This is a genomic window from Sulfitobacter sp. L-8, assembly GCF_056859255.1.
The window spans coordinates 709,231-726,072 of the sequence record NZ_JBSXOD010000056.1 but is presented as its reverse complement, the minus strand read 5'-3'; the positions used below and the strand labels follow the sequence as shown (position 1 = coordinate 726,072).

The 16,842-nt window shown below is 57.0% G+C and carries 19 protein-coding genes and 1 tRNA gene; 13 read left to right on the top strand and 7 right to left on the bottom strand.

Annotated elements, in window-relative coordinates; all coding sequences use genetic code 11:
* Positions 1–82 precede the first annotated feature (82 nt).
* The 4 genes from AC13DE_RS20210 to AC13DE_RS20195 all read right to left on the bottom strand — a co-directional run bounded on the left by AC13DE_RS20210 (position 83) and on the right by AC13DE_RS20195 (position 2,955).
* Entirely contained in the window at positions 83–1,297 is a 1,215-nt protein-coding gene (locus tag AC13DE_RS20210; RefSeq protein WP_483048824.1) for an NADP-dependent isocitrate dehydrogenase, read from the bottom strand.
* A gap of 187 nt (positions 1,298–1,484) precedes the next feature.
* Positions 1,485–2,066, bottom strand: coding sequence for an HD domain-containing protein (locus tag AC13DE_RS20205; RefSeq protein WP_446296743.1), 582 nt, complete (start codon positions 2,064–2,066; stop codon positions 1,485–1,487).
* Between the two features lie 2 nt (positions 2,067–2,068).
* Positions 2,069–2,302: a hypothetical protein gene (locus tag AC13DE_RS20200; RefSeq protein ID WP_446296742.1), complete on the bottom strand. Its 234-nt coding sequence runs from the start codon at positions 2,300–2,302 to the stop codon at positions 2,069–2,071.
* Complete coding sequence (locus tag AC13DE_RS20195; protein WP_446296741.1) at positions 2,302–2,955, bottom strand: alpha/beta hydrolase; 654 nt, start codon at positions 2,953–2,955, stop codon at positions 2,302–2,304. Before AC13DE_RS20195 ends, AC13DE_RS20200 begins: the two co-directional genes overlap by 1 nt.
* A gap of 176 nt (positions 2,956–3,131) precedes the next feature.
* Between AC13DE_RS20195 and iscR the strand changes: the two genes are divergently transcribed.
* The 11 genes from iscR to AC13DE_RS20140 all read left to right on the top strand — a co-directional run bounded on the left by iscR (position 3,132) and on the right by AC13DE_RS20140 (position 12,004).
* The gene (gene iscR, locus AC13DE_RS20190) at positions 3,132–3,593 is read left to right on the top strand and encodes a Fe-S cluster assembly transcriptional regulator IscR (RefSeq protein ID WP_446296740.1); all 462 of its coding nucleotides are present in this window, start codon (positions 3,132–3,134) and stop codon (positions 3,591–3,593) included.
* 112 nt (positions 3,594–3,705) lie between these two features.
* Complete coding sequence (locus AC13DE_RS20185; protein ID WP_483048823.1) at positions 3,706–4,836, top strand: cysteine desulfurase family protein; 1,131 nt, start codon at positions 3,706–3,708, stop codon at positions 4,834–4,836.
* 29 nt (positions 4,837–4,865) lie between these two features.
* The gene (gene sufB, locus AC13DE_RS20180) at positions 4,866–6,404 is read left to right on the top strand and encodes a Fe-S cluster assembly protein SufB (RefSeq protein WP_483048822.1); all 1,539 of its coding nucleotides are present in this window, start codon (positions 4,866–4,868) and stop codon (positions 6,402–6,404) included.
* 5 nt (positions 6,405–6,409) lie between these two features.
* Entirely contained in the window at positions 6,410–6,601 is a 192-nt protein-coding gene (locus AC13DE_RS20175; RefSeq protein ID WP_446296737.1) for a hypothetical protein, read from the top strand.
* A gap of 37 nt (positions 6,602–6,638) precedes the next feature.
* Positions 6,639–7,445: a polysaccharide pyruvyl transferase family protein gene (locus AC13DE_RS20170; protein ID WP_446296736.1), complete on the top strand. Its 807-nt coding sequence runs from the start codon at positions 6,639–6,641 to the stop codon at positions 7,443–7,445.
* A 91-nt stretch (positions 7,446–7,536) separates the two neighbouring features.
* A complete protein-coding gene (sufC, locus tag AC13DE_RS20165) occupies positions 7,537–8,292 on the top strand; it encodes a Fe-S cluster assembly ATPase SufC (RefSeq protein WP_446296735.1) in 756 nt (251 codons plus the stop codon).
* Positions 8,292–9,575, top strand: a complete 1,284-nt coding sequence (locus tag AC13DE_RS20160; protein WP_483048821.1) for a SufB/SufD family protein — start codon at positions 8,292–8,294, stop codon at positions 9,573–9,575. The genes sufC and AC13DE_RS20160 overlap by 1 nt, the downstream gene beginning before the upstream one ends.
* Positions 9,575–10,060: a YIP1 family protein gene (locus AC13DE_RS20155; protein ID WP_446296733.1), complete on the top strand. Its 486-nt coding sequence runs from the start codon at positions 9,575–9,577 to the stop codon at positions 10,058–10,060. Before AC13DE_RS20160 ends, AC13DE_RS20155 begins: the two co-directional genes overlap by 1 nt.
* Entirely contained in the window at positions 10,057–10,656 is a 600-nt protein-coding gene (locus AC13DE_RS20150) for a YIP1 family protein (RefSeq protein ID WP_483048820.1), read from the top strand. Before AC13DE_RS20155 ends, AC13DE_RS20150 begins: the two co-directional genes overlap by 4 nt.
* The gene (locus AC13DE_RS20145) at positions 10,649–11,869 is read left to right on the top strand and encodes a cysteine desulfurase (protein ID WP_483048819.1); all 1,221 of its coding nucleotides are present in this window, start codon (positions 10,649–10,651) and stop codon (positions 11,867–11,869) included. The genes AC13DE_RS20150 and AC13DE_RS20145 overlap by 8 nt, the downstream gene beginning before the upstream one ends.
* A gap of 58 nt (positions 11,870–11,927) precedes the next feature.
* Positions 11,928–12,004: transfer RNA gene (locus AC13DE_RS20140), tRNA-Arg, on the top strand.
* A 183-nt stretch (positions 12,005–12,187) separates the two neighbouring features.
* On the opposite strand, the gene AC13DE_RS20135 is transcribed toward AC13DE_RS20140, so the two are convergent.
* The 3 genes from AC13DE_RS20135 to AC13DE_RS20125 are packed head-to-tail and all read right to left on the bottom strand — an operon-like array spanning position 12,188 to position 14,556.
* Entirely contained in the window at positions 12,188–13,264 is a 1,077-nt protein-coding gene (locus AC13DE_RS20135) for a methyltetrahydrofolate cobalamin methyltransferase (protein ID WP_446296730.1), read from the bottom strand.
* A gap of 16 nt (positions 13,265–13,280) precedes the next feature.
* A complete protein-coding gene (locus tag AC13DE_RS20130) occupies positions 13,281–14,210 on the bottom strand; it encodes a methylenetetrahydrofolate reductase (protein WP_483048818.1) in 930 nt (309 codons plus the stop codon).
* A gap of 49 nt (positions 14,211–14,259) precedes the next feature.
* The gene (locus tag AC13DE_RS20125; protein WP_483048817.1) at positions 14,260–14,556 is read right to left on the bottom strand and encodes a virulence factor; all 297 of its coding nucleotides are present in this window, start codon (positions 14,554–14,556) and stop codon (positions 14,260–14,262) included.
* 271 nt (positions 14,557–14,827) lie between these two features.
* Here AC13DE_RS20125 and AC13DE_RS20120 point away from each other — a divergent pair, with 271 nt between their 5' ends.
* Together AC13DE_RS20120 and AC13DE_RS20115 are read left to right on the top strand one after the other, a co-directional pair.
* On the top strand, positions 14,828–15,943 hold the full coding sequence (locus tag AC13DE_RS20120; protein WP_446296727.1) for a Ppx/GppA phosphatase family protein: 1,116 nt from the start codon (positions 14,828–14,830) through the stop codon (positions 15,941–15,943).
* A complete protein-coding gene (locus AC13DE_RS20115; protein ID WP_483048816.1) occupies positions 15,943–16,695 on the top strand; it encodes an RlmE family RNA methyltransferase in 753 nt (250 codons plus the stop codon). The genes AC13DE_RS20120 and AC13DE_RS20115 overlap by 1 nt, the downstream gene beginning before the upstream one ends.
* The last annotated feature ends 147 nt before the right edge of the window (positions 16,696–16,842 follow it).

Here is a 16,842-nt window from a genome sequence, read left to right as displayed (position 1 = left end):
TCGATGCTTGTCATAGTCTGCAACGTCGCGTCATCGGCTTGATAGGCGGATCAGCCGACGATCCGCCCGCCACAAAACCCCTTTATCCGTTCAGGGCGGTGTTCAGGTTTTCGTCGACCTTCTCAAGAAAGCCCATCGTCGTCAGCCAGCCTTGGTCTGGGCCCACCAACAACGCAAGATCCTTGGTCATATGCCCTGCTTCCACTGTATCAACGACAGTCTGTTCCAGTGTTTCGGCAAAGCGCGTCAACTCCCCGTTGTTATCCAGTTTGCCACGGTGCTTCAGCCCACCGGTCCATGCATAGATAGAGGCAATAGAATTGGTCGAAGTTTCCTCGCCTTTTTGATGTTGGCGATAATGGCGCGTAACGGTGCCATGCGCTGCCTCGGCCTCTACGGTTTTGCCGTCAGGAGTCATCAGCACCGACGTCATCAACCCCAATGACCCGAAGCCTTGGGCCACGGTGTCTGATTGCACATCACCGTCATAGTTTTTGCAGGCCCAAACATACCCGCCATTCCACTTCATGGCACATGCGACCATATCGTCGATCAGGCGGTGTTCATAGGTGATGCCCGCCGTTTTGAACCGATCTTCGAACTCGGTTTCATAGATATGCTGGAACAGCTCAAGGAAACGGCCATCATACTGTTTCAAAATGGTATTTTTGGTGCTTAGATAGACTGGCCAACCCAGGTTAAGCCCATAGTTGAGCGACGCGCGGGCAAAGTCGATAATGGATTTGTCCAGATTATACATCGCCATGACGACGCCTGCGTCAGGGGCGTCAAAGACTTCGCGCTCGATTTCTATTCCGTCTTCACCGACAAATTTAAGCGTCAGTTTCCCCTTGCCGGGGAATTTGAAGTCCGTAGCCTTGTATTGATCTCCATAGGCGTGGCGGCCCACAACGATCGGTCTGGTCCAGCCCGGCACCAAGCGCGGTACGTTCTTGCAAATGATCGGCTGTCGAAAGATCACACCGCCAAGGATATTGCGTATGGTACCATTCGGGGATCGCCACATTTCTTTCAGGCCGAATTCCTCGACCCGTGCCTCGTCCGGAGTAATGGTCGCGCATTTGACGCCGACACCGTATTGCTTGATCGCGTTAGCCGCGTCGATAGTGATCTGGTCATTGGTGTCATCGCGCACCTGAATGCCCAGATCATAGTATTTCAGATCAACGTCGAGATACGGCAGGATCAGTTTTTTCTTGATAAAATCCCATATGATGCGGGTCATCTCATCGCCGTCGAGTTCAACAATCGGGTTTTCAACCTTGATCTTCGTCATCGGCTGCCATTCCTTTGGTCAGAGTGTTTGGAGATGCATAACCCAACCGGGTCCGAATGTGTAGCAAGTATACTATTGCATACAAAAAGGTCAGCGATATTTTTCCGCTACTCCTGGTTGAACTCAAGACACATGATCGGCAGGCAGCGGCAGCTTGGACAGCGGTCATGGGAACGCCCGATCTGCGTCAACGGTGGGCGCTGAACCAAGCCGAGACATGTTTGCGAGCATAAGCCCAAAGCCCCGGTGCGCCATGCGCGATCCTGGAGCCGACCTTTTCCACAAACTGATCCTCGGTCACATTGTATTCGATCCAGCTCCCGCCGCCAGCGGCGAGGTTTTGCATCGGCGGCTGAAACCGGTCCAGGGACTTGGCAAAACGTGCTGTTGGGGTCTCGCACGCTTCGAATTCTTCCCATGTTCCACGCAGATCGTCGCGAAGATCATCTGGAAGCAATCCGAATATGCGATCCGCGGCCAATTGTTCCTGCGCTTCCATATCGGTCTGCTCGTAGGTGCCGAAGATCGGATTGTCGCCGGCGTCTATTTCCACGAGGTCATGCAGGATCAACATCTTGGTTACCCGCGTCACATCGACGTCGGGACCGGCCTGATCGGCCAGCACCAGCGCATAAAGCGTCAAATGCCAACTATGCTCGGCAGAGTTTTCCGGCCGCGAGGCGTCACAGAGGAGGGTGCCCCGGTTGACCGATTTGAGCTTGTCAGCCTCATTCAGGAACGCGATCTGCCGATCGAGGCGGGTTGTCATGGTCAGCTTGGCCTTGCGCGGTGCGCATCCAGGGTTTTGCGCAGGAAATCGCGCCCCTGCTGTGCGGCCATCCGGGTGCGTATTGCAGTCACAAATGCTTCTTCCATGGTTTGCGATGACGCTCCGAGCACAGCGGCGACCTCCATAAAGAGGCGCTCCTGTCCGGTTTCACGTTGTACTGCCAGACATTCTTCGGCCAGCTGGTTGGCCAGATCGATGAGGGTCTGGTCCGCCATTACCTGGTGGATTCCGTCAAGCGGCGTTTGACGTATTCGGTGCTCGAGGTAATCAAGGTGTCCATGTGGGGCTCTTCAAAGAAGTGTCCCGCCCCTTCGATTTCCTGATGGGTGATCGTGATGCCTTTCTGCTCGTGCAGCTTGCTGACCAGATTGACGGTGTCGGCGGGCGGTGCCACGCGGTCGGCGGTGCCATTGATGACCAGACCCGACGCAGGGCAGGGTGCCAGGAAACTGAAGTCGTACATGTTGGCCGGAGGGGCGACCGAGATGAAGCCGGTGATCTCGGGACGTCGCATCAAGAGCTGCATGCCGATCCAGGCCCCAAAGGAAAAACCCGCGACCCAGCAATGCTTGGAATTGTTGTTCATGGATTGCAGGTAGTCCAACGCCGACGCAGCATCCGAAAGCTCGCCTATGCCCTGATCATATTCGCCCTGGCTTCGGCCCACGCCACGGAAGTTGAACCGCAAGACGGTAAAACCCATATTGTAGAAAGCGTAATGTAAATTATACACAACCTTATGGTTCATCGTGCCGCCGAACTGTGGGTGCGGGTGCAACAGGATGGCAATAGGCGCGTCGCGTTCCTTTTGCGGATGGTAGCGGCCTTCGAGGCGGCCTTCGGGTCCGGGAAATATAACCTCGGGCATGAGCGTCCCTGCTTTGGGCTCAAAGATGTAGCGGATTAGTTGACGAATTCGCTAAGGCACCTTAGAACGGTTCTAACTTGTCTGATCCCAGCGTTTCTGGGGGTCAGGCAATGCATTTAGGCATTTCAGGCGTCGACGTCAATCAAGCAGGCGCACATGGCAAGGGGATCTCTGCGATGAAGCTATCTACCAAAGGGCGTTATGCCATGGTTGCACTGGCCGATATTGCGTTGCAGCCCCCGGGCGGGTTGGTGAGCCTTGGCGATATTGCCGAGCGCCAGTCCATATCGCTGCCGTACCTGGAACAGCTGTTCGTGAAGCTGCGCCGCGCCGAACTTGTGGCGTCGGTGCGGGGTCCGGGTGGTGGATACCGCTTGGCCCGACCGGCGGCGAATATCCGTGTGGTCGATATTCTGGGTGCCGTGGACGAAAAGGTCGACGCGATGCACATCGGCGCGGGAGCATCGGGTGGATCCTCCGGCAGCCGGGCGCAATCATTGACCAACCGGTTATGGGAGGGGTTAAGCGCACAGGTCTATGTGTTTTTACATCAAACGAGATTGTCAGACGTGGTCGCGAACGAGCTCGCCCCTTGTCCCGCGGTGCCGAACCTGTTCGCGGTGGTGGATGAGGAATGACAGGCCCAGTGACCATCGTCGGGGCGCATCCGGGCATGGTGTGCCCGCCCCGACGGGATGAGGGACGCTGTCCCTCAAACTCCCTGGGATTTTTTGCCATTTGGAAATTTAGATGAGAGTTTACCTGGATCACAATGCGACGACGCCGCTGCGGCCTGAGGCGCGCACGGCAATGTTGGCTGCGATGGATTTGGCCGGAAATCCGTCGAGCGTTCATGCCGAGGGGCGCGCGGCCAAGATGCTGATCGAAAAAGCAAGGGCACAGGTGGCCGGGCTTGCACGGTGTGATGTGTCCGAGGTGATCTTTACCAGCGGCGCGACAGAGGCAGTGGCCGGTGTTGTGCACGATGCCACTCAGGTTTGTGGAGCGGTCATCGAGCACGAGGCGGTGCGTGTCTGGTGTGAAGACGAGGGGATGCGCTTGCTTGGGGTGGATGCGAATGGGCATCTTGATTTATCCGGGGTGGCTGATGGCGCGCTTGCCGGCGCGGTCCTGTTTGTGCAGCGTGCCAATAGTGAGACCGGCGTGCTGCAGCCGAACCGCCTGGAAGGGGAGCTGGAACGGGTCGGTATCACCGCGTCGGACGTGTTTCGCGACACGGTACAGGCGGCCGGGAAGGTTGCGGATCTCGGCCGCTGGCGCGCCGGGCAGGGGCCGCATGCCTTCATGGCATTGTCGGCACATAAGCTTGGCGGACCTAAAGGCGTGGGTGCCTTGATCGCCGGGCCGGATTATAATCCGGGCAGGATGTCTGCGATGCTGCGTGGCGGCGGTCAGGAATCGGGGCGCCGGGCCGGCACGGAAAATGTTATTGGGATCGCAGGGTTTGGTGCCGCGTGCGAGGCTGCGGCGCGGGATTTGTCCGATGGGGTCTGGGAACGGGTTGCGGGCCTTAGAAATGTTCTAGAAAAGGCCCTTGAGGCGGGGTCAAAGAAGACTATTTTTGTAGGGAAACATGTTGAGCGATTGCCCAATACGTCTTGCTTCATCACCCCTGGTTGGCGTGGTGACATGCAGGTGATGCAAATGGATCTTGCGGGATTTGCGATCAGTGCCGGATCTGCCTGTTCAAGCGGCAAGGTCGCGACCAGTCGGGTGTTGACGGCGATGGGTTTTGACGATGCGCAGGCAGCTTGCGCCGTTCGCGTGAGCCTTGGGGTCGATACCACGGAAGAACACGTTCTGCGTTTTGCCGACGCATGGACCGCGAAATTAAAGAAACACGAGGCGCGGGCCGCTTGATGCGAGCCGCCATTGGAAGGATGAAGAGCATGGACAGCACGTTGATCAAGGATGATGTAAACGACGGCGTCAAAGAGGGCGTCGATCAGGAAACCGTAGATGCCGTGCGCGAAGTTGGTGGTGCGTATAAATACGGCTGGTCCACGGACATCGAGATGGATTACGCCCCGTTGGGGTTGGATGAAGATATCGTCAAGCTGATATCGCAGAAGAATGATGAGCCCGAATGGATGCTGGAATGGCGCTTGGCCGCGTATCAGCGATGGTTGACCAAGAAAGAGCCGACCTGGGCAATGGTCGATTACCCGAAGATCGACTTTCAAAGTCAATATTATTACGCGCGCCCCAAATCGATGTCCGTCAAGCCTAAGTCGCTCGATGATGTCGACCCCAAGCTTCTTGAGACGTACAAGAAGTTGGGTATCCCCTTGAAGGAGCAGGCAATTCTTGCTGGCGTCGAAGGGGCCGAGGCGTTGACCGATGAACCGCGAAAGGTCGCCGTGGACGCGGTTTTTGACAGTGTATCTGTGGGCACAACTTTTCAGAAAGAGCTGAAAGCCGCCGGTGTGATCTTCTGCTCGATTTCCGAAGCGATCCGCGATTATCCTGAATTGGTCAAGAAATACCTTGGCTCGGTCGTGCCGGTGAATGACAACTTCTATGCGACGTTGAATTCCGCCGTCTTTTCGGACGGGTCGTTCGTTTACGTGCCGCCGGGCGTGCGCTGCCCGATGGAGCTGTCGACCTATTTCCGTATCAACGCGGAAAACACCGGCCAGTTTGAACGCACATTGATCATTGCCGACAAGGGGTCCTATGTGTCCTACCTTGAAGGCTGTACCGCGCCGCAGCGCGACGAGAGCCAGCTACACGCCGCGGTGGTCGAGATCATCATCGAGGAAGATGCCGAGGTGAAATATTCGACCGTTCAGAACTGGTATCCCGGTGATGAAGACGGCAAGGGCGGGATCTATAACTTTGTGACCAAGCGTGCGGACTGCCATGGCGACCGTGCCAAGGTGATGTGGACGCAGGTCGAAACCGGCTCCGCCGTGACATGGAAGTACCCGTCATGCATTCTGCGTGGCGACGACAGTCAAGGCGAGTTCTATTCGATCGCCATCGCCAACAACATGCAGCAGGCCGACACCGGCACCAAGATGATCCACCTGGGCAAGCGTACCAAGTCGCGCATCGTGTCCAAGGGGATTTCGGCGGGCAAGGCGCAGAACACCTATCGCGGGCTGGTGTCAATGCACCCCAAAGCCAAGGAATCGCGCAACTATACCCAGTGTGACAGCCTTTTGATCGGCAGCGACTGCGGGGCCCACACTGTGCCGTACATCGAGGTCAAGAACAACAGCAGCCGCGTCGAGCACGAGGCGACGACGTCCAAGGTAGACGATGACCAGCTGTTCTATTGCCGATCACGCGGCATGGACGAGGAAGAAGCAGTGGCCTTGGTCGTCAACGGCTTTTGCAAGGATGTATTGCAGGCCCTGCCGATGGAGTTCGCGATGGAAGCGCAGGCGCTGGTCGCAATTTCGCTCGAAGGGTCCGTGGGGTAATTGCGATGATGCGCAAGCTTTCATGGGATGTGACCATAGCATCGCTGGTGTTTTGGGTGTTGGTCGCGCTGTTCCGGGGCGGTGGGCTGACGCTCGCCGCGTTCGAAAATACCTTCTTTCAGATGCTGGTGTTTGCGATGATCTATGCGGCGGTACGTGTGGCGTTGGTCGTGCTGCGACAGCGGGGCGACAAATGAACATTCTTCTCACCTTTTTGGCGGTACGGCGGGGCTGATGGGCGCAAAAGCCGATACAACGCCTTTGGCATTGCACTGGTGGAAGGCGGTCCCGAATTTCGGGGACGCCATCAGCCCGGTTGTGCTGGCGCATGTATCTGGTCGCCCGGTTGTGCATGCGGGCGTCAACAAGGCCGATGTCTGGGGGATCGGGTCATTGTTGCAGGTGGTCAAGCGCAGCTATGGCGACGCAAAGCAACGCCGGCCTGTGATCTGGGGGACGGGGCTGCTGCATCCGGTGCATGGAACCGGTTTTGTCGAGCATGTCGATATCGCGCTGGTCAGGGGGCCGATCACTGCCGCGCTGCTGGGGCTGGAATTGTCGGAGTTTGGCGATCCCGGTCTGTTGATCAATGCCGTGTGGCCGCAGGATCGCGCGCCCAACGGCAAGATCGGCATTGTGCCGCACCATACGTTGGTGAATGACGTGGTATTGCAAGCGCTGCTCGACAGTGATGACAGGTATCAAGTGATTGACCCGCAAGGTGATGCGCAAACTGTCTGTGCCGCTATCGCGCAATGTGATCATATTTTCGCGTCATCGTTACATGGGCTTGTCGTGGCGGATGCCTACGGCGTGCCCAACGGCTGGCTGGCCCCGATCGGGCAGTCGCGTTTGAAATATCTGGATTACGCGGCCTCGGTCGGCCGGCCCCTGCGGTCTCCGATCAACATCGAAGATATCCCGACGGCGGTTCTGCCTGATCCGCTGTCACCGCTTTCCTATCAGGCGGGCATTGATGCCTGCCGAACCGCTCTTTATGCACGCTTTCCCACAGCCTTGCGGGCACGGGTGGCGGCATGAACCCCTACATCGAACACGACCCCCATACGGGGTTTTCATTCACTCAATTCACTGTCATTGCAGCGCCAAAGCGCAAGAAAAGGAACCTCCCATGCTGAGCATCAAAGGCCTGAAGGTCAAACTGGAAGATGAAGACAAGCAAATCCTGAAAGGTGTCGATCTGGAAGTCGAAGCCGGCAAGGTCCATGCGATCATGGGCCCGAACGGATCGGGGAAATCCACGCTGTCCTATGTGCTGTCCGGCAAAGACGGGTACGAAGTCACCGGCGGTTCCGCATCGCTGGAGGGCATCGACCTTTTGGATATGGAGCCCGAAGAACGTGCCGCCGCCGGCCTGTTTCTGGCCTTTCAATACCCGGTTGAAATTCCCGGCGTGGGCAACATGACGTTCTTGCGCACTGCGGTGAATGCTCAGCGTAAGGCCCGCGGCGAAGAAGAAATGTCCGCGGCCGAGTTTCTGAAAGTCGTTCGTGCCCGGGCCAAAGAACTGAAGATCGACGCGGCCATGCTCAAGCGCCCGGTCAACGTGGGTTTTTCTGGCGGTGAAAAAAAGCGCAACGAAATCCTACAGATGGCAATGCTAGAGCCAAAGATGTGCATTTTGGATGAAACTGATTCCGGGCTGGACGTCGACGCGATGAAGCTGGTCGCGGACGGTGTGAATGCCTTGCGTAGCGAAGGCCGCGGCTTTCTTGTCATCACACACTATCAGCGTTTGCTGGACCACATTCAACCGGATGTCGTGCACATCATGGCCGATGGCCGGATCATCAAGACCGGCGGGCCGGAACTGGCGATCGAGGTCGAAAACAACGGTTACGCTGGCATTCTGGCCGAGGTGGCGTAATGGCCGACTTAGCACTCAAGCAAACCCCGACCGAGGCGATGATCGGATCGTTGACACTTCCTGTCGGGGGGTGGTCCGATACAGCACGCAAAGACGCTTTGGCGCGGCTTCAGGGCATGGGCCTGCCGCAGCGCCGTGACGAATATTGGAAATACACGCGCCCGGATACGCTGATCCAGCCAGAACCTGTGTCAGCCGCCCTGCGTGGATCCGACGATGTGGCACTGTTTGATCAGATTGACCGGATCAAGATCGTGTTTGTCGATGGTGTTTATGACGCTGATGCCTCGGACGATCTGGCGCAGGAAGGCATCACTATCGATCGGCTTGCCGATATGCCGACCGATCTACACTGGGCCCGTGACCTTTACGGCACCCTTGAGAAAAACGGCCAGACCCCGGTCGCACGGCCGTTGGCTGTAATGAACACCGCGTTCGCGCCAGACGGCATGCTGATCCGGGTTACAGGTAAACCTTCAAAGCCGGTAAACTTTATCTATCGTCGTCGGACAGAGATCGCTGATGCAATGCTGCACCATTGTATCAAACTGGACGCGGGGGCTGAAATGACCCTGTTGGAAAACGGTCCTGTTGCGGCCCGGTTCAACGGCGTGCTTGAGGTCGAAGTCGGTGACCAGGCAGCGTTCCACCATGTTCGTGCGCAAGGGCGCGATCACGAGCAGCGCGCAGCCACCCATATTTTCACCCGGCTCGGGACTGAATCAGCATTCAAATCCTTTACGCTGACCGCCAACGGCATGATGACCCGTAATGAATGTGTGATTGAACTTACCGGCGACGATGCCGCGGCACATGTCGCTGGCGCTTGTGTCGGCGACGGCGCTGATTTCCACCACGACGATACGGTTTTCGTGACACATGACGCGGTAAACTGTGAAAGCCGCCAGGTGTTCAAGAAAGTACTGCGCAATGGTGCCACCGGCGTATTCCAAGGCAAAATTCTGGTTAAGGAAGGGGCGCAGAAAACCGACGGTTATCAGATCAGCCAATCGTTGTTGCTGGATGGTGACAGCCAGTTTCTTGCCAAGCCAGAGCTTGAGATCTATGCCGATGATGTCGCTTGTTCGCACGGATCAACGTCGGGGGCGATAGACGAGGACGCGCTTTTTTATCTTCAATCCCGGGGTGTGCCAGCGGCAAAGGCGACAGACCTGCTGACCCTTGCGTTTCTGGCCGAGGCCGTGGCCGAAGTCGAAGACGAGACCCTGCGCGACGAAATGACCGGGCGGCTTACCTCTTGGCTTGAGCGGCATGCGGGCTGATGGCAGCGACGCGCGACATTGTAGCCAGTTATCGTAATCCCGCCGCCGTTGTGCGGCGGTTGTTGGCGCAAGGCACACGGGAAGATCGTAATCTGATCTATCTGATGGTCGCGTGCTTGATCTTTTTCGTGGCCCAGACCCCGCGGCTGGCCCGAGAAGCGCATCTGAAAGGCACCGATCTGGATATGCTGCTAGGCGCGACCTTGCTGGCGTGGTTGTTCATCGCGCCATTGATATTTTACATGCTGGCGGCGGGGACGCAGATCATTCTCAAGGTGCTGCATGGTAAACCCTCCGGGTTTAGCACGCGGCTGGCCTTGTTCTGGGCATTGCTTGCATCCAGCCCGCTGGTCTTGCTGCACGGGTTGACCGCCGGCTTTGTCGGCACGGGGATTGAATTGCAAATTGTCGGATTGATTTGGCTTTCGGTGTTTTTGTGGTTTTGGGTCAGTGGCTTGGCCGTAGCGTATCGGTCACGCCCATGAATGGTTCTAGTCTTGGCATGATCTTTACCGAACTGGTCATACTCACCTTGCGCAACCCGCGTGAAGCGGCACGTCAGATTATCGGCTGGCAATTAGGCCGTGATACACTCTGGACCTCTCTGGCGTTGGCCGCTGCTGTGAATACGTTGATATTTTCTACCAGCGTTCTGGTGGTGCCATCGCCCGGTATGCCAGCGTTTTTTAACAATCCGCTGGTCATGTTTGTCATTTTGGCAGGGGTCATGGTGATTATGACCCACGGCCTTTACTGGACGGGGCGAGCCGTCGGTGGCCAAGGTGACCTTGGCGACGTGCTTGCCTTGGTCGTCTTCTTGCAGATACTGCGCATCGTCGCCCAACTTGCGATTTTTGTGCTGATGTTCGTTTCGCCGACGCTTTCGGTGTTTGCATCGCTGGCAACGGGGTTGTTCGGGCTGTGGATTTTATTGAATTTCATCGCGGTCGCGTTCAGCTTTCCCGGTCTTAGCCGCGCCATCGGTGTTTTGTTGATCTCGGCGGCCGCGATTATTCTCGGCCTGAGCCTGCTGCTTTCCGTCGTCGGGATCGCGGCGCAAGGAGTTGTTCCCAATGTTTGATGTATCGGCAATCCGCAAAGACTTTCCGATTTTGTCCCGGCAGGTCAACGGCAAGCCGCTGGTCTATCTTGACAACGGTGCTTCAGCGCAGAAGCCTCAGGTGGTCATTGATGCGATCAACCATGCCTACTCGAGCGAATATTCCAATGTTCACCGTGGGTTACATTACCTTTCTAACCTCGCGACAGACCACTACGAATCCGTTCGGGGAACGGTGGCAAAGTTTCTGAACGCCGCCGACGAAGACGAGATTGTGTTCACCTCCGGTGCGACCGAAGGGATCAATCTTGTTGCATACGGCTGGGCGATGCCCCGGCTTGAGGCGGGCGACGAAATCATCTTGTCCGTGATGGAGCACCACGCAAACATTGTACCCTGGCACTTTTTGAGAGAACGGCAGGGCGTTGTTATCAAATGGGTGGATACCGATGCATCGGGTGCGTTGGATCCACAAGCTGTGATTGATGCGATCACCCCCAAGACCAAGCTCGTTGCGATTACCCACGTGTCGAACGTGTTGGGAACCATCGTTGACGTCAAGGCGATCACCGCGGGTGCGCACGCCAAGGGCGTTCCTGTGCTGGTTGACGGATCACAAGCCGCCGTTCATATGCCGGTTGATCTGCAAGACATTGATTGCGACTTCTACGCCATAACCGGGCACAAGCTCTACGGTCCTTCCGGTTCTGGTGCGATTTTCATTAAATCCGAACGCATGGCGGAAATGCGCCCCTTTCTGGGGGGTGGGGATATGATCCGGGAAGTGACCAAAGACACGGTGATTTACAACGATGCGCCGATGAAATTCGAAGCAGGGACCCCCGGCATTGTCCCGACCATCGGGCTTGGCGTCGCATTGGATTATATGATGGGGATCGGGCTGGAGAACATCGCGGCACATGAGGCTGACCTGCGAGACTATGCGATTTCCAGATTTGCCGGGCTGAACTGGCTTCTGGTGCAAGGTACCGCACCGGACAAAGCCGCGATTTTCAGCTTTACGATGGAAGGTGCGGCGCATGCCCACGACATTTCAACGATCCTCGACAAAAAAGGTGTGGCGGTACGGGCAGGGCAGCATTGCTGCGGGCCGTTGATGGCGCATTTGGGTCAGACTGCGACCTGTCGTGCCTCATTCGGAATGTACAACACCAAAACCGAAGTGGATGTTCTGATCGAAGCCCTTGAATTGGCGCATGATCTATTTGCGTGACCATTTCGGGATTTTGTAATTGCAGGGGGCGGGTAGTCTGGCTATACCGCCTCTAGATGGACCCATAGCTCAGCTGGATAGAGCGCTGCCCTCCGAAGGCAGAGGCCAGAGGTTCGAATCCTCTTGGGTCCGCCATTTTCCTTGTATCCATCCAGACAGATAGCCTGTGCCGGCGCATATTGGCGGTGGTTTCTCGGCGGTACCATCAACGTCGATGCATCACTTAAGCTGACCGCTTAGTCCGTTGGCGAATATGGATAAAAAAGCCCCGCATACAATGGCTTGCGGGGCTTTATTAAAGAATGGCGCAAAGTTGGTTCAACGTCTGCGGCCGCCGACCCGACCCGCGCGACCACGACCTTCGTGGCCCGCCTTTGGGACGACCTTGTTGAACTTGATCCACTCAGTGCCGTGTGGATCACGATCGAACAGGAAGTTGGCGGCGCGGATCGCTTCCATTTCCTTGCCGGGCGTGGGCTTCGTCGACCCCATTCCCATCAGTGTTACAAAGGTTTCGTCGTCAATCTCGTCGGGCAGAATAATGCCGGCGGCAACCAGTTCAGCTTTCTTTTCGGCGATCTTGGTGGGGTTCACCGCCAACGTTACCGGATTCATGATTGCGGATGTCATGCCCGCCCCCATGGCCATTGGCAGAAAGGCGTTGTTGATGCCATGCCGGTTGGGCAGACCGAAGGAGATATTGGACGCGCCGCAGGTTGTGTTCACGCCCAGTTCTTCGCGCAGGCGCCGCACGAGGGTAAAGACCTGGTGGCCCGCTGTCGCCATTGCACCGATGGGCATGACCAGCGGGTCAACGACGATATCATGTGCCGGGATCCCGAAGTCAGCCGCACGCTGCACGATCTTTCTGGCGACTTCAAAGCGCACATCGGGATCTTCGGAAATCCCGGTATCATCGTTAGAGATGGCGACCACGGGAACGTTGTATTTCTTGACCAGCGGCAGTACCAGTTCCAGCCGCTCTTCCTCGCCCGTGACTGAATTCAGCAAGGGGCGGCCTTCGCAGGCCTCCAGACCAGCTTCCAGCGCACCGGGGACCGAACTGTCGATGCATATCGGCGTATCGACGGCTTTTTGCACCACCCGGATCATTTCTGGCATCAACATCGGCTCGACAAAGTTATTGTCGGCATAACGCGGGTCTTCTGCCATCTTGTTCGAGAAAACGGCACCGGAGTTCACGTCCAGAATATTCGCGCCGGCGGCGGTCTGTGCGATGGCGTCGGCTTCCACGCGGCTGTAATCGTCGCGCTCCAACTCTTCGGCCAGGATTTTGCGGCCGGTTGGGTTAATGCGTTCCCCGATTACGCAGAAGGGCTCGTCAAAGCCGATGATTGCTGTTTTCGTTTTGGATTCGACGACGGTTCTGGTCATATTTCAATATCTTCCTTCAGACGGCGTTGGCAGGTTGGGCAGAGGCCCCGCCGTTTTCAATAGCCCAGTTTGCATTTGCCTTGATCCCACCCAGCGGGAAAAAATGCACATGGGAAATGTTAAAATCGGGATTGGCGGCTTTGTGGGCAGCCAGTTCGGCAACGACATCTGTCGGCTCGTAAGGCAACAACAGCTTGGTCACGTCCATAGCACGCTTTTGCAATACCTTGAGCGAAGGCCCGACGCCACAGGCGACGGCGAACTTGATCAGCGTTTGCAATTTGGCTGGACCTGCGATCCCGATGTGGATTGGCAGGTCGATACCCGCGAATTTCAGACTGTCGGCCCATTCGATGATCGGCTGGGCTTCGAATGCGAATTGCGTGGCGATCGCCATCTTGGCGTCGGTGCGTTCGGAAAAACCTTGTTTCCAACGCAGTGCGTCATCGACGCGCAGGCGTGTGCCGTCTGTATCGATATCACGGTTGCCTTCGGGGTGGCCCGCGACGTGCAGTCGCTTGAAACCGTATTTGTCAAACAGTCCGCTGTCCATCAGCTGCATCGAATCCGAAAAATCGCCGTGCGGTGCCGTAACGCCGCCTGCCAGCAAAAGCGCCTGCTTCACGTCGGCTTCGCCTTGATACATGTTGATCCAGTTCTCCAGCGTCGCGGCATCCTTGATGATGCGGGCCGGGAAATGCGGCATCACCTTGTAGCCGTCGGCGTTCAGCCGCGACGCTGTCGCCACCATGTCCTCGATCGGGGTTCCTTCGATGTGGGCGATGTAGACGCGGGTTCCTTCGGGCAGTAGATCCCGAAAATTTTCGACCTTTTCCGCGGTGCGCGGCATGACTTCGATTGAATAGTCCTGCAAGAACGCTTTTACCGCAGGGTTCGGCAGTTCGACCGAAGGAACTTCTTTGCGTCGGAAATTCAAAAGGGACATGATTTTATCTTTCATGAAGGAGGTCAACTTGTGCTGATATCGGCGGCCGTCAGGCCCAGCCGTCATTGGCAATCAGTTTCTTTATGCGTTCACGATCATATTCGACGTCGATGCGCGCGGCTTCGGTATCAGCGATCGCTTCAGGGTCGCCTTCGACCGAAACGGGGTCAGCCTTGCGCCATTCCGCCATATACGCGTCGCTGTTTTCGGCACCGATTTTCATGGCCACGCGGTCGATGGCCTGTTCAAACCGTTCCGGCAGGGGGCGCTTTGATCCGCGACGCCCCTTGCCGACGATTACCTGCGCAGGGATATCACGCCAATATACGATGGTTACTTCAGGCATGATCGATTCCTATCTTGTGCTAAGGTTTTCTAGCGACTGTTGACATGTCCCCGTCGCCGTTTTTCGACAATCAAAGCGGCTTCTGCGACGTTGTTACCCTACAGCGTCGGGCAAAAGCATTCGAGAGGGGCGCACCCCCATAATTCTCAAGATGGTTGTGAGGCAGAGCGCGGTTCATCCCCCAGACGGCGGCAGGTCGGGGCGTTTCACACTTGCCCATTCGGCCAAGAAACATTACTTTGAATGTAACTCGTAATGAAAGGCGCAACCCATGGCGCCACAGCGTCCCAAAGGTGCGGGCGCGCTCGATATACCGCCGGCTCTGAGCCCCGCGCCAGTTCCGCCCAGATCGACCGAACTTTATGCGGCCCTTGATCTGGGCACAAATAGTTGCCGCATGTTGATCGCGCAGCCAAAAGGCAGCGGATTTCATGTGGTAGACAGTTTCTCGAAGTCCGTCCAACTTGGGGCGGGGCTTGAGAAGACCGGGCGATTATCGCGCGGATCGATGACCCGTACCATTCAGGCACTTCGTATCTGTCAGCAAAAGCTGCGTCGCAACAAGGTGCGGCGTATGCGTCTGGTCGCAACCGAAGCGTGCCGCCGTGCAGAGAACGGTGCGGAGTTCATGCAGCGCATCCAGCGCGAAACCGGTTTGAGGCTCGAGATTATCAAGCCCGAGGAAGAAGCGCAGCTTGCGGTGATTTCCTGCGCGCCGTTGGTCAACCGCAAGACTCACAATCTGTTGGTCGTCGATATCGGCGGGGGATCGACCGAACTGGTCTGGATTGATATCTCCAAGGTGCCCAAGGCGGATCGGGCGCAATCCATCATGCGGTTGCACGGGGGATTTTATCAGGCGAAAACCGATGTACCCGCGGCCCGCGTGGTCGATTGGATCAGCGTGCCGTTAGGGGTGGCCACATTGCGCGATCAGTTTTCCGATGTCGAAGACGACGCTGCGCGGTTTGCCTTGATGAGCTGGTTTTTCGAAGAAAACCTGACGGATTTCACCCCCTATCAATCGACGCAATCGCAAGATCATTTCCAGATTGTCGGCACCTCGGGCACGGTAACCACTGTCGCCGCAAGCCATCTGGGGCTCAAGCGCTATGACCGCACCAAGGTCGACGGTCTTCGAATGAGCAGTACGCAAATCGACAAGGTAATTCACTCCTATCTGGCGATGGGGCCCGCCGGAAGACGGGCTGACCCGCGTATCGGGCAGGACCGTCAGGCCCTGATCATGTCGGGTGCCGCGATTTTGCAGGCATTGATGCGCTGCTGGCCGACGAATAGATTAAGTGTCGCAGACCGTGGTCTGCGCGAAGGGCTGCTTTATGCCCAGATGAGCGCGGATGGCGTTTTGGAAGAAGGATTGAGCTGATGGGCAAGACACCAACCGGCAAGAACACATCAGGGCGCGGACAACGCGACCTGAAGGTCAAGGTGAAGTCGGCGCGCGGGCGCAAGCTGAGCTCTACCAGATGGTTGCAACGACAGCTGAATGACCCTTACGTCAAACGCGCGGTCGCCGAAGGATACCGCGGGCGTGCGGCGTACAAGATCATGGAGCTGGATGATAAGTACCGTTTTCTTGTACCCGGCGCGCGGATCGTCGACCTGGGTGCCGCACCCGGGGGCTGGTGTCAGGTCGCCGTTAAACGCTGCAACGTTCTGGGGGAAAAGAAGGGCAAGAGCGTTGGCACTATTTTGGGCATAGACTTGCAGGAAATGGAACCGATTGCGGGGTGCGAACTGCACCAGCTGGACTTTATGGAGGATGATGCCGACGAGATCGTCAAGGGCTGGCTTGGTGGCAAGGCCGACGTGGTGATGTCTGATATGGCGGCGTCAAGCTCGGGGCATAAGCAAACCGACCACAACCGGATCATCGCCCTGTGCGAAGCCGCGGCCTATTTCGCCTTTGATGTACTGGAAGACGGCGGTACATTTGTCGCCAAGGTTCTGGCCGGGGGGGCCGAAGGCGAATTGCAGCAGTTGCTCAAACGGCGGTTTGCAAAAGTCGCGAACATCAAGCCCCCCGCAAGCCGTCAGGACAGTTCGGAGAAATTTGTCGTAGCGACCGGGTTCAAAGGCGCGATCCCCGAGGACGAGGCGGAGAATCCCTCGGGTTAGATCCGTCGGCCGCCAGCAAGATACGCGCCCTGCCTGCGGCGGTGATCTTTGGTGTTTTGCGGCAGGGTACATAAAATTCGGCTGATTTTACGTTTGCCTCTTCAATATCTGGTGATCCTCACTAGATATGTCCGTTGCGGTTGCAAA